Genomic DNA, 11216 nt, shown 5'->3' with positions numbered 1-11216 from the left:
GTGCCGGCGCAAGTGGCGCAGGGGACGGTGATGGTGGGCATAGCGCTCACTCCGCGGCGAAGAGGGGGAGGTCGGGGGCGGGGCGGCGCTGCGGGCGCACCTCGGCCTTGCGGTAGTTTGCGGCGACCAGCGCCTCGCTGTAGACGAGCCGGTCTGCGCCAGCGGCGAAGAAATCGAGAGCCGCAGCCATCACACTCGCCCTCCCGCCGCCGTCTCCGGGATGCTGTCGATGTTGGCGGGGCTGAGGAAGCTGCCGATCCCAATAAGACTTGCGCGCATCGAACAGCTGGGTTCAAACAGCTGCAATCGATGATGGGGATGCACTTGTCTGGAAAGTCGTGGCCGTTCGCTCTTGTGGCCATAATCGCATCTGTGGTTCTCGTGTTCGCCCTGGTCGCGATTTCTTGGATGGGCTTTGTCTGCGAGAAATCCAGCATAGACGCAGGCAAACCCCTCATTGCCGGCGAGTTCGGCTGTGTTGAGTTCTGGATCAATCGATACCAAAGCTCTGTCGCAGCACTTGTTGCAATTTTTGCGGCCGGCTTGGCTTGGAAGGGTGTTCAGGGACAAATTGAAACCTCGAAACAGCAAGTTGATGTTGCAAATAGACAGTTTGCAGCAAGTGCGCTGGAACCACTCCAAAAAAGACTCGAAACTTTGCGCAAGCTTCGATATCTTATCTCTATGACGATAGATTCGTCTCGCGTAGCCACAGAAAATATTGAAAAGATTTTTGAATACATTAATGCCAAAATTGAGGAAAATGCCGATCCGGCTGAGGCGCTTCGGTTCGCCATGCGCAATATTCACTCTCGGAGACAAGGCGCAAGCGACGCATATGACAAATTCAATGGCGATATACAGCATTTGATCAAAGCGCGAGATGAAGAAAAATATGAAACCGCCGTTGGTGAAGAATTGCGAATGATAATTATTTTCCTCATCTCGAGAGAGCATATGATTAAAGATAAAATTGATTTCATCAACAGGCTTGCGCTGGAAGTCCACGACATGACAAATGATCACATTATGCTGTTTGGAAAATGAATATTGATCTCTTCATGAGAGAGGGCCGAGACCATATCGGCCATATATTGACGCCCGTGATTGCATCGACAGAAGCAAGGATCGAAAAAAATATCGATAGAATAATTATGACTATCGAAAAATAATTTACTGTAATCTTCAAGTGATTGCTTGCTCATGGCCGATATATTTCCTGAGAAGCTCACGCCTTACAGACGGTCTGGGCAACGACTAACTTAGAAATTGAGGAGATGCGGCCATCTCCTGAGGCGCAACCAAATCGAACGGGAGGCGCCCTAGCCAACCTGACCTGAACCGGAGCCCCTGCAGCTCGGACTGGGATCATCGACGGGGCTCCGGCACGTAGAGGGCTCGACGGGGCGGGAGTTGCTTGGTCAGCGGCTCGGTGGCGCGTCGCGCTGGCTGGCCTGCCGGTAGCGGCTTTCCCGGCGGTACGGGCTGCTTCGGCTGATGCACGCCGATATGCCGATCCTCGCGACGGTTAGCCTCGGCGAGGTTGCCAGCGTCGACCTTCGACTTTTCCCGGTGGCACGACTTGTGCGCGGGCTTCATGTTGTCGTCGGTGTCGGCGTGCCGGCCGAGCAAATTGCGTGGGATGACGTGCTCAATGTCCCAGGCCTGACGCACGCCATCGATCGGCTGTCCGCAGATGTGGCAGGTGCGGTTATGCAGCCGGAACAGGCGCTTGCGATCTCTATCCGACAACCGGGGGCGAGGATCGGTCATGCCGCCCTCCCCGCCTCGCGGGACAACGTGCCCGCCGCGGTGCCGATCAACTCGTCGATGACGGCGAGCACCGCATCCTTGGACCGCTGGAAATCCTCCTTGCCCATGGCGCGCATGGACTGGCTCTTGGCCGTCCAGCGCACGATGATGGAATCCTTCACCCGGACCACCGCCGTGTCATCGACCGGGCGGAGGAAGGCAGCGATCCGGACGGCCTCGGCCTTCGAGGAGGCGACGAACGATACCTCGTCCCGGAAGCCGGTCCGGATGAGCGCCCACTTGCGCAGGTGGTCGGGCGTCGGAAACCGATCTGCCAGGTGCTCCGGCAGGTTCGACCACCCATCCCGGACACAGGCGAAGTAGTGAGCATGGGAGGCGGCGCTGCGGGCCTCGTGCTCGACGAGGATGTAGCGTTCGCCGATGACGAATTGCCGGTCGCAGAGGCCGGTGAACCTGCCCGCCGGCTGCATCGCATCGCCCGTCCACGTGAACTCGACCGGCAGCAGGGCGCTCATGACGAGGCCCCCTTCCGGTTCGAGCGGACCGGCCAGCCGAGCGCCACCAGCCGTTCCTTGGCGTGCTCACGGATCAGGTCGCGCTCGCCGGGGGCGAGGTAAGCGAGCTCCTGCTGCGTCTCGGGCCCGAGCATCAGATCGGTGACGGCATTGATGCTGCCAGCCGCGTTGATCCGCTCGCGCAGGCTGGCAGCGATCGTCCCCGGATCAGGGGCGTCGTTCTGAGGCTGCGGCGAGCGCTGGCTGCGCCGGGCAGGTTGTGGCGCCGGGGCTGGCGCGGTTTCGGGCCGCTTGAACTCGTCGGCCTCATCCTCGGAGTAGAGCAGCCCGTGCAGGCCAATGAGCTTCAGGATCACCCGGTCCTTGGCCCGCTTCTCGGCCATGGCGAAGACGTAGGCGGCCTGCTTGCCCGAGACGCGGTAGTTCACGCCGATCAGGGCCTCGCCGATCGACCACTCCCGGCGGGTCCCGGCGTCGTTCGCCAGCCGCACCTCGCCGGTGACGAGGATCACGGCCTCGTCGCGCTCGGCGCGCAGGATCTGGGGCGGCGCGAAGGCGATCTGCGCCTGCGCGGCGATCCGCTCGAGAGTCTTGTGGTAGATGACGGCCGTGCCTTGCACGCGCCAGACGTTGCCGGCCAGCGGCTCGCCGTAGGTCGCCAGGATGTCGGCGATCTGCTTGTCGCTCTCGACACTCATCAGACGGCTTTCCGATCTTCGTGGATGGCGACGCCCGGGATGTTGCGGGTGCCGGCGGCGACCTGCCGGCTGGCGATTTCCGCCAGGGCCGTCTCGATCTCGTCTCGGCAGTTGACCCAGGCCCAGCGCGCGAATGCGGTCGCATCGATGACCTCGGCCCGGTAGGTGGTCCGAAGGGTGACGGAGCGTGCGCCGCCGCGCGCAACGGCCCGATCCTTCTCCGCGCGGCCGGCTGCCGCCTCGGCGCGACGCGCCTCCTGCGCGAGATCTTCGGCGTGCTCGCGGTCCTCGAGGTCGGACGGCTTGCTGAGCTGCAGTGCCAGCGACGCCTCACGGGCGCGCTCGTCGGCCACGCGTCGAGCCTCGGCCGCGGCAGCCTGCTTCTCCGCTTCCTGGCGTTCCAGCCAAGCCGTGAGAGCCGCCCGGCACTCCTCGGCGGCCAGCACCGCCTTGCCCTTCCCCGACTTGTTGTCCTGGATCAGCGCGCCGTAACGCGCCTGGATCTCGGCCTTGGCCTCGTCGTGCGGCTTGGCCTCGGCAATGCGGCGCTCGTCCGCCCGCTTGATGGCCGTGCGGAGCAGGTTCAGCAGCTTCGCGACGCCGTCGGCTTCAGCCGCGGTCTTGACCCCGGCACCGTCCAGCCAATGGCGGGCCTCGCCGCAGAGTGAGTCGATCTCGTCGCGCGACAGCTCGAAGGGGGTCGGCGCGGGCGGGTTGTTGTGGCCGGGAGCGGCCGTGGCAGTCATCATCTTACGCAACCCGAACCAGGGCGGCAGAGGCCGGCGGCGGCTGCGGGGGCCGGGCGGTCAGGTCTGCGACGACGGCGGCCCGTCCGGCTTCACCTTCGGTCAGGGTGTGAACGTGCAGCTCGGTCGCGCCCCTCTGGCAGCAGGCCGCCAGCCAGCCGAGGAAGCCAGGGTCCCCCTGGCGGCAGGAGCGGACCGCGATGAGGGTGGCGACGGCGCCGGCGTTGCGGCGGACCGCCAGGGCGACGCCGGCCGCGGTCTTGACGGCGTCCTCGCTGGTCAGAGGCAGGATGGTGACGACGTAGCGCCGGCCGGAATGGCCGCGCCAGACGGTCAGGCGATGGGAGCCGCGGATTGCAGCGCGAAGGGGCTCTTCACGGATGGAGTTGCGCTTGGTGCGGTCGGCCGCCAGCTCGTGCATGGCGGCCACCCAGTGGATCTTACGGGTAGCGGACATCAGCAGCACTCCATCGGGAATGCCGGTAATGTGCCCACATAGGGCACAAGCGTCAAGCCCATTATGGGCACATGTGTCGGTATCGATTTGTGCCCGCTCTGTGCCCGGACATGGAGCTTGGGCGCTCACGGTAGGACAAATGTGTGGCGTAGAGCTTTGCGGTTGCTGACGATCCTGCTACCTTCGAGGAGGTAGGCCCGCTGGGGCGCTTGGTCGCTGCGCGGCAGCCAGTTGGACGTTAGCACCGTGGATGGCTGACTCTAAGCCACTGGTACACAAGTCCAGGGGCCTACCGCCAATCTCTCTCTGTATGCATTCCATAGAAGTGAAATAATTCTTTCTGCGCGCGGGTAAGGTCAATTTTCCATAAAGGGGGCATGGTTTTTATGCCAAAATCAGCCACCCGACCGTAATGGGCGGCTACGACATTTTGTAAAGCTTGCGCATACTCCGGACGGCAGGTGCCATCTTGCCTTGCGGCAACCGCTTGATAGAAGGCACTTGCGACCACGTCGGCAAGCATTAGTCCTGCGCGTGTATTGTGCGGATGGGCTTCTATTAGGTCTGTATCTACAACAGACCAATCAAGATCTCCTTTCTTAAGATACAATGTACCGCTTGTGCTCTGTGGTCTAATCCAGAGTAGATAAGCCCTAAGCTGACTGTATGACATACGATGCATTTCTGAGAATTCTATTTTCATTTTTGCATTAGGGCTGTCTTCTCTTTCATTTCTTGATGCACAATACGCAGTGGCTCTCTCAAGGAGGAGCCGAATGATCCAGCAATAAAAAATATTTCGTCCAGGTATTCTGGAAGCTCTACTATTCTTGTGATTTCGCATATTTTCTTTATGTGAGATAACAACAAAGCATCTAATAGGAAGCCTGGCGACTAGCTGGCATGCTTTGAGGCGTTGATCGGCGGATAGTCTGTTAAAATGAAGATCTTTTGACCGATTGGCTCCAATTTCTGACAAAATATTGCGCACCCAGCGTGCCACATTTTGCTCATTGTCGGCGCGCATAATGACAGAACTGAGAACAAACCACTCAGTTCCCCCGTTTGGATCTTTGGGGCGGATACTTCTTAGGTTGTCGTCGCCCGCCTCGTCGATAAAAGAAACGTATTTATAGCTATCTTCTGAGGCGTCGACCATTATCGATTAGCTCCGGCCTGATTTATTCGGTGGTCAGTCGGCCTAGATATCGCCCAGTAATCGTAATTTCATCCAGAGTGCGGTCTTCTGGCGAGTGCTTCGGGTTGTCCGAGATAAGTCGCACGCGCACTGGATCTTGACCTCGTGCTGACGAGATTTCTAGTCTCTTCAAGATGATACCCCCAAGTGCATCTGCAAGCGCGTAGATGCCCGGCGGCGAAGGCACACGATGGCCGACGTCCACAAACACGATGTCTCCGTCGTGGATCTTGGGCTCCATGGAGTCTCCCATGGCCTCGAAGCAGCGCACTCGATGCGCTGGCACGCGGAAGCGTCCACGCAATACGTCTGCCGGCAGACGCCACCAATCCTTGACGCCTTCGGCAGCGTAGCTGTTGCCGTCCGGGTTCATAAGGTCAGTGACGTGGGTCATCCCGCCCGGTCCCATGCCGATCGCGACCTCCGCCTGAAGGATTGCGTCCTTCGGGATATTGCCTACGTCACGGCCCATCGTGCCCTCGACCATGCGAGGCTCGTGGTCATCAGGATCGACCACATCAGGATCGAAGCCGGCTATAAGGGCTGGCGCGCGTCGCTTGTTGGCCGTGACGATCTCACCAGCGTCAACCTCAAAGACCTCGGCAGCCCGTTCGATCCAGACATCCGAAAGGCGCCGCGCCCCAGACTCCAGCTTGGCGAGCTGGTTCCGCGTCGTTCCCATCTTCTCAGCGGCAGCTTCCTGGGAGAGCCCGCGCGCCTCGCGTAGTGCTTTGAGGTTGTTCGCCACGGGAACCAACATGCTAGAATGTGCCCGTTTTGGGCAGAGCACAAGGTGGGCACAAATCGGCTGGACTTTGTGCCCATGATGGGCATATCATGTGCCCATGAAGCTCGCCGCCTACATGGAAGCCCAGGGCCTGGACGACGCCGCGATGGCGGCGCGCATTGGTCCTGACGTGTCGCCCTGGGCCGTCCGGAAGTGGCGGTATGGGCAGCGCATCCCGCGTCTCGGGATGCTGAAGCGCATCTCGGATGTGACGGCCGGCGCGGTAACCGCGCAGGACCACTTCAACGCTGCCAGTGAGGCACGCGCGCCTCTCCCCGAGCAGAGCGGAGCCGCCGCATGATCCGCGCCCTCCTCTTCTGGCTGGATCGGCGCGAGAAAACCGCTAGAGCGGCGGCTTACCTCGCAGCCGTCGCACTAAGCGAACATACCACATTGCTGCCGAGTAGGGCGGACCTCCTCCAATGGAGGCGGCCTTGCTAGCATCGTCAATAATCGAAACGTACTTCTTCCGAATATCTACAAGCATCTCGCTTGTAGTTCCCTCAATGGATCTTTTACCAAGATTTTCGTCGAAGGCTTCTCGCATTATGATGCAAGTGCCGGGATTTCGCTTTTCCTCAAGGGCGAGAAGCGTTCTGAGCGCAACTTCTTGGGCCTTCGTGCTCACGACGGCGTCAGCAATGGCCTGGGCGATTGCTTCGGCTTGGGCGCTGTTTGGCGCGTCCTGGGACATCATCAGTTCCATCGGGTTGGTTGGCACCTCCGATGGTAGCGGCGCCGGGCGGCGCGCGCGACCTGTTCGCCGCCCGGTGACTGCTCTCGGCTCTGTGGGAGCCGCGGCATGACCCTCCCCCGCCTCATCGCCGCCGAGCGTGGCGCCTGCATCGGCCTCACACGAGGCCGTCACGAGATGGACCGCGACGCGGCCCCGGCCCCCACTTCCCGGGGTGACGGGCCGGTGCCAGCGGAAAACGCCCTGGAGGCGCTGTCCTGCACGAACCGATTCAAGGCGTGCGGACGGGCAGGACGCGTGACCCATGCCGGACCGGGTGCAAGCCCCGGAGCCAAGCTCGACAGGCCGTTGCCGCCCGGCTGGCGCCTGAGCGCCGACGGCGATCGCCTCGCGCCGCGGGACGCCTGACATGCGCCCGGTCCTCAGCATCCTGGCCGTGCTCACTCTCGGCCTCGCCCTAGTCGTGATCGCCGCTGCCGGCTGCGCGTCGAAGCGCTCCGGCGCGCCGGTCCGTCCGCCTTCGCAGGTTATCCGGTGAGCGCGACCGCCCTCCCCCATGCCGCCGGCCTGGCCGGCGCACCGAGGCCCCGTGTGGGGCACGTCCCTCATGGACGTTTCCTCCCCGCACTTGCCGGCTCCGCTTCGTCCGGAGCCGGTCTTTTCTTCCTGCGCGATCGTCACAGCCTGCCAGCCTTCGATCGCGACCGCGTGCCTGCGTCTCCTCACTCCAACCCGGCGAGGCGCTGAAATGTCGTTCGCCTCTACCCTCACAGCTGGCTCCTTTCCCATCGAGAAAATCCCGATGTCCACAGCATCGGGGAACGTGATGAGAAAGTCCGGATCCGATCTGCGAAAGTTTTCGCAGATCGACGCCCGAACATTAGCGGAACGTGCATGCCAGTTTCTGCGCGACCTCTATCCGGCCAAGACTGCGATGTACGTCTCGGCTGACATTGGTGTTGCGGTCGGTACAGTGCGGAAGTGGCTCGATCAGGGTCATTGCCCGTCCGGTCCAGCCTACGATGCCATGATCGCGACCTACGGCGCCGGGTTCCTGTGCGCGATCCGGCCCGACGAGGCCGGCTGGTGGCACCGCGTCGCGCGGGCCGAGCGCCAAGCCCTCCTCGAGGCTCGGGCCAGGGATCTCGAGGAGCAATTGGCCGACCTGCGGAGCGGAGTGTGATGCATCACCGGATCCTGCTCTTCGCGGCGAGCGCCTTGCGGGGCGTCGCCCTTCCGCTGCTCTGGATCGGCTCCCGCGCATCGCCCATTCTGCGCGCCGCGCGCTGGTGTGAGGACCGGGCGTGGGGACCTCTGCGTTTCCCGCCGCCCGAGACCGGCCGGCCGGTCCCGACCGATCAGGCGGGAGGCCACCTATGACGGCCTCCGCCCGCATAGATGTCGCGCCGGTCGCCCGTGATCTGCCCGCGACCGCCCGCGCCCTTTCCTCGAGATTGATTGGACCGGCGCCGGCAGCTTCGCCGTCCGGCGATCTCGACGCCTACCGCGCCCTCATCGCCTCCAAACGCGTCGCGGCCGAGCCCGCGGGCTTCTCCGATGTCGGCAGCGCCGACATCCTGCCAGGCCTCTTCCCGCATCAGGAGCACTGTTTGGAGTTCGCCCTGCGCACCGGCCGCGCAGCGGGTTTCCTCGACACGGGCCTTGGCAAGACCGCGATGGGTCTCGCCTGGGGCGACGCCATCGTGCGCCGGACCAACCGTCCGGTCCTGATGCTGGCACCGCTCGCGGTCGCGGCGCAGCACCAGGCCGAGGCCACGCGCATCGGCGTCGAGGCTAAGCTGTCACGGTTTGGGATCGCGCCGGAGCGCCCCTGCATCGCGATCACGAACTACGAGCGGCTGGAGCGATTCGACCCGGCCGACTACGCCGCCGTCATCCTCGACGAGAGCAGCATCCTGAAGTCGTTCACCGGCTCCACGAAGCGCAAGCTCGTTGAGGCCTTCGCCGGCACGCCCTACCGGCTCTGCCTGACCGCGACGCCGGCGCCGAATGACCACACGGAGCTCGGGCAGCACAGCGAGTTCCTGGGGGTGATGCGCCCGCCGGAGATGCTGTCGCGCTGGTTCATCGCCGACCAGGCGAACGCCGGCCGGTACCGGCTGAAGAAGCCCGCGGTGAGGTCGTTCTGGGACTGGGTCGCGTCCTGGGCCCGGTGCGTGTCGAAGCCCAGCGACCTCGGGTTCTCGGACGACGGTTTCGTGATGCCGAAGCTCGATGTGCGCCGACACATCGTCCAGGCCGACCGAAGCGTCGATGCCGGTGAGGAGAAGAGTGGTCAGGGCCGACTGTTCCGGATCCCGAGCGCGTCGGCGACCTCGATCCATCGGGAAAAGCGCCTCACCAAGGACGAGCGCGCGGCCCGGGTCGCCGAGCTGGTGCGGGCCGAGCCGGGCGAGGCCTGGATCTGCTGGGTCGAGACCGACTACGACGCCGATGCCCTCAAGGCCCTGCTGCCCGAGGCAACCGAGGTGCGCGGGTCGATGTCGATCGACCAGAAGGAGGAGCGGCTTTCGGGCTTCTCCTCCGGCGCGGTCCGCATCCTGATCACGAAGCCCAGCATCGCCGGCTTCGGGCTCAACTGGCAGCACTGCGCCCGCATGGCCTTCATGGGCCTCTCGTTCTCCTACGAGGCCTTCTACCAGGCCGTCCGCCGCTGCTGGCGCTTCCGCCAGACCCGGGATGTGCATGCCCATGTCGTCTGCGCCGACACCGAGGTGTCCATCTGGGACGTCGTGAACCGCAAGGCCGGCGACCACAGCGCGATGAAGGCCGAGATGTCGGCCGCCATGGCGCGGGCCGCCCAATCCCACCGCGTCCTCGAGACCTACGATCCGCAGCAGGGAGCACGCCTTCCGGCGTGGATGGTGCAGTGACCGCCAACGTCTTCGCGTCCCACGTCAGCAAGCGCTTCGCTGTGTATCACTGTGATACTGTCGACTTCACCGGCGAAATGCCCGACGATTGCATCGATTTCAGCGTGTATTCGCCGCCGTTCTCCTCCCTGTACATCTACAGCGAGAGCGAGCGCGACATGGGCAACGTCAGCTCGGACGAGGAATTCCAGGCCCACTACCGGCACTTGGTGCGCGAGCTGTTCCGGGTCACCAAGCCCGGCCGGCTGACCGCGATCCATGTCAAGGACCTCGTCTACTACTCGAACGCCAGCGAGCGCGGTGACCGCGGCATCCGCGACTTCACCGGCGAGTGCATCCGGACGCACGTTGCCGAGGGCTGGACCTATCACCGCCGCATCACGATCGACCGCTGCCCAGTGCGGGAGATGCAGAAGACGAAGAGCGACCGGCTCCTCTACAAGAACTTCCGCACCGACGCTGCGCGCACCGGCGGCGGCCTGCCCGAGTACATCGTCGTGTTCCGAAAATGGGCCGACGGCATGGAGGCCGTGCCGCCGGTCCTGCACGACCCGGAGGCGCATTCGCTCGAGACCTGGCAGGAACTCGCGCAGCCGATCTGGATGACCTCGGGCATCTGGTATGACACCGACGAGACGGACGTGCTCAACGTCCGCGTGGCCCGGGACGCAGAGGCCGAGAAGCACCTCTGCCCGATGCCGCTCGATCTCACCGAGCGACTGGTGCGCCAGTACACGAACCCCGGCGAGACGGTCTACTCTCCGTTCATGGGCATCGGCTCGGAGGGCTACCAGTCGCTCCTCCAGGGCCGCCGCTTCCTCGGCACCGAGCTGAAGGGCAGCTACTACGCTCAAGCGGTGAAATACCTCGGCGAGGCCGAGCGCCAGGGCAGCACGGGCAACCTGTTTGCGATGCAGGCGGCCGAGTAGCCGTCATGGCGCGCTCCGCCATTCTCATCGACACCGCCATGGGCCAGCGTGCCCCAATGACGCCCCGGGAGTGGGAGGACGCCCGCCGTTCCCTCCCAGGGCCCGATGTCGAGCCGTGCTGCCGGTGCGGCGGTCAGGCGCCCTTCGGATTCCGCTACAGCCGCGACGTTGCCCTCTGGGCCTGCGCTGAGCACCGGGCGGAAGTCGAGGCCGCGTGGCAGGCGAGCCGCAAGGCGCCGGCCGGCAAGCCTGTCGCCCCTCCGCAGGCCGATCTCTTCACCGCAGCGAGGGCCGCATGAGCATCGCCGCCTTCATGAAGCGCATGCGCGAGCTCGGCGCGCCGCCGGAGGCGATTGAATTCGCCGTGGAGGCTCTGGCCGAGCAGCAGCGGAAAGCCGCCGAGGTGGAGGCTGCGGCCAACGCCGAGCGGTCGTTGCTCGCGGCGCGGCGCAAGGCGGACGCCGAACGCCAGAAGCGCCGGCGTGATGGTCTCAGCACCCCATCGCGTCACGTGACGTCACGTGA

16 protein-coding genes are annotated in these 11216 nt (G+C 63.9%); 7 read left to right on the top strand and 9 right to left on the bottom strand.

The window, feature by feature from the left end:
- Positions 1-46: 46 nt before the first annotated feature.
- On the bottom strand, positions 47-190 hold the full coding sequence (locus tag VQ03_RS33495; protein ID WP_157064310.1) for a hypothetical protein: 144 nt from the start codon (positions 188-190) through the stop codon (positions 47-49).
- Between the two features lie 191 nt (positions 191-381).
- On the opposite strand from VQ03_RS33495, the gene VQ03_RS33490 reads away from it, so the two are divergent.
- Positions 382-1047: a hypothetical protein gene (locus VQ03_RS33490; RefSeq protein WP_157064309.1), complete on the top strand. Its 666-nt coding sequence runs from the start codon at positions 382-384 to the stop codon at positions 1045-1047.
- 321 nt (positions 1048-1368) lie between these two features.
- Here the strand turns inward: VQ03_RS33490 and VQ03_RS32360 are convergent, their stop codons facing one another.
- The 7 genes from VQ03_RS32360 to VQ03_RS32350 form a co-directional block, all read right to left on the bottom strand.
- Entirely contained in the window at positions 1369-1773 is a 405-nt protein-coding gene (locus tag VQ03_RS32360) for an HNH endonuclease (protein WP_083468291.1), read from the bottom strand.
- Positions 1770-2288, bottom strand: a complete 519-nt coding sequence (locus VQ03_RS28910) for a hypothetical protein (protein WP_048454377.1) — start codon at positions 2286-2288, stop codon at positions 1770-1772. The genes VQ03_RS32360 and VQ03_RS28910 overlap by 4 nt, the downstream gene beginning before the upstream one ends.
- Positions 2285-2986: a hypothetical protein gene (locus tag VQ03_RS28905; RefSeq protein ID WP_048454376.1), complete on the bottom strand. Its 702-nt coding sequence runs from the start codon at positions 2984-2986 to the stop codon at positions 2285-2287. The genes VQ03_RS28910 and VQ03_RS28905 overlap by 4 nt, the downstream gene beginning before the upstream one ends.
- Positions 2986-3735 (bottom strand): hypothetical protein, encoded by a 750-nt coding sequence (locus VQ03_RS28900; RefSeq protein WP_048454375.1) that lies wholly within the window; start codon positions 3733-3735, stop codon positions 2986-2988. The genes VQ03_RS28905 and VQ03_RS28900 overlap by 1 nt, the downstream gene beginning before the upstream one ends.
- A 1-nt stretch (position 3736) precedes the next feature.
- Positions 3737-4189, bottom strand: coding sequence for a hypothetical protein (locus VQ03_RS28895; RefSeq protein WP_245292236.1), 453 nt, complete (start codon positions 4187-4189; stop codon positions 3737-3739).
- Positions 4190-4478: 289 nt separating this feature from the next.
- Positions 4479-5348 (bottom strand): DUF3800 domain-containing protein, encoded by an 870-nt coding sequence (locus VQ03_RS32355; RefSeq protein ID WP_083468290.1) that lies wholly within the window; start codon positions 5346-5348, stop codon positions 4479-4481.
- 22 nt (positions 5349-5370) lie between these two features.
- On the bottom strand, positions 5371-6135 hold the full coding sequence (locus tag VQ03_RS32350; protein ID WP_167376142.1) for an XRE family transcriptional regulator: 765 nt from the start codon (positions 6133-6135) through the stop codon (positions 5371-5373).
- Positions 6136-6232: 97 nt separating this feature from the next.
- Between VQ03_RS32350 and VQ03_RS28885 the strand changes: the two genes are divergently transcribed.
- Positions 6233-6475 (top strand): helix-turn-helix domain-containing protein, encoded by a 243-nt coding sequence (locus VQ03_RS28885; RefSeq protein ID WP_048454373.1) that lies wholly within the window; start codon positions 6233-6235, stop codon positions 6473-6475.
- Between the two features lie 42 nt (positions 6476-6517).
- Here the strand turns inward: VQ03_RS28885 and VQ03_RS33485 are convergent, their stop codons facing one another.
- Complete coding sequence (locus tag VQ03_RS33485; RefSeq protein ID WP_157064308.1) at positions 6518-6880, bottom strand: hypothetical protein; 363 nt, start codon at positions 6878-6880, stop codon at positions 6518-6520.
- 96 nt (positions 6881-6976) lie between these two features.
- Here VQ03_RS33485 and VQ03_RS33480 point away from each other — a divergent pair, with 96 nt between their 5' ends.
- The 5 genes from VQ03_RS33480 to VQ03_RS28860 all read left to right on the top strand — a co-directional run.
- Positions 6977-7276, top strand: coding sequence for a hypothetical protein (locus VQ03_RS33480; protein WP_157064307.1), 300 nt, complete (start codon positions 6977-6979; stop codon positions 7274-7276).
- A gap of 340 nt (positions 7277-7616) precedes the next feature.
- Positions 7617-8051 carry a hypothetical protein gene (locus tag VQ03_RS33475; RefSeq protein ID WP_157064306.1) on the top strand — a complete coding sequence of 145 codons (435 nt, stop codon included), beginning with the start codon at positions 7617-7619 and terminating at the stop codon, positions 8049-8051.
- Positions 8052-8478: 427 nt separating this feature from the next.
- Positions 8479-9762 carry a helicase-related protein gene (locus tag VQ03_RS28875; RefSeq protein ID WP_245292235.1) on the top strand — a complete coding sequence of 428 codons (1284 nt, stop codon included), beginning with the start codon at positions 8479-8481 and terminating at the stop codon, positions 9760-9762.
- On the top strand, positions 9759-10691 hold the full coding sequence (locus VQ03_RS28870) for a DNA-methyltransferase (protein ID WP_048454371.1): 933 nt from the start codon (positions 9759-9761) through the stop codon (positions 10689-10691). Before VQ03_RS28875 ends, VQ03_RS28870 begins: the two co-directional genes overlap by 4 nt.
- Positions 10692-10986: 295 nt before the next feature.
- Positions 10987-11216 (top strand): hypothetical protein (locus VQ03_RS28860; RefSeq protein WP_048454369.1); only part of this gene is annotated, 230 nt, incomplete at its 3' end.

Origin of the sequence: Methylobacterium tarhaniae (assembly GCF_001043955.1) — a bacterium.
In the GTDB taxonomy this organism is placed as follows: domain Bacteria; phylum Pseudomonadota; class Alphaproteobacteria; order Rhizobiales; family Beijerinckiaceae; genus Methylobacterium; species Methylobacterium tarhaniae.
The sequence above is the reverse complement of the archived record's forward strand: the minus strand, read 5'-3'. Positions and strand labels throughout refer to the sequence as shown.

Coding starts and splice junctions, on each gene's coding strand:
- VQ03_RS28900 (WP_048454375.1), bottom strand. CDS start 3,735: ATGATGACTGCCACGGCCGCTCCCGGCCACAACAACCCGCCCGCGCCG.
- VQ03_RS33485 (WP_157064308.1), bottom strand. CDS start 6,880: ATGGAACTGATGATGTCCCAGGACGCGCCAAACAGCGCCCAAGCCGAA.
- VQ03_RS33480 (WP_157064307.1), top strand. CDS start 6,977: ATGACCCTCCCCCGCCTCATCGCCGCCGAGCGTGGCGCCTGCATCGGC.
- VQ03_RS32355 (WP_083468290.1), bottom strand. CDS start 5,348: ATGGTCGACGCCTCAGAAGATAGCTATAAATACGTTTCTTTTATCGAC.
- VQ03_RS28905 (WP_048454376.1), bottom strand. CDS start 2,986: ATGAGTGTCGAGAGCGACAAGCAGATCGCCGACATCCTGGCGACCTAC.
- VQ03_RS33495 (WP_157064310.1), bottom strand. CDS start 190: ATGGCTGCGGCTCTCGATTTCTTCGCCGCTGGCGCAGACCGGCTCGTC.
- VQ03_RS28885 (WP_048454373.1), top strand. CDS start 6,233: ATGAAGCTCGCCGCCTACATGGAAGCCCAGGGCCTGGACGACGCCGCG.
- VQ03_RS28910 (WP_048454377.1), bottom strand. CDS start 2,288: ATGAGCGCCCTGCTGCCGGTCGAGTTCACGTGGACGGGCGATGCGATG.
- VQ03_RS33475 (WP_157064306.1), top strand. CDS start 7,617: ATGTCGTTCGCCTCTACCCTCACAGCTGGCTCCTTTCCCATCGAGAAA.
- VQ03_RS32360 (WP_083468291.1), bottom strand. CDS start 1,773: ATGACCGATCCTCGCCCCCGGTTGTCGGATAGAGATCGCAAGCGCCTG.
- VQ03_RS28895 (WP_245292236.1), bottom strand. CDS start 4,189: ATGTCCGCTACCCGTAAGATCCACTGGGTGGCCGCCATGCACGAGCTG.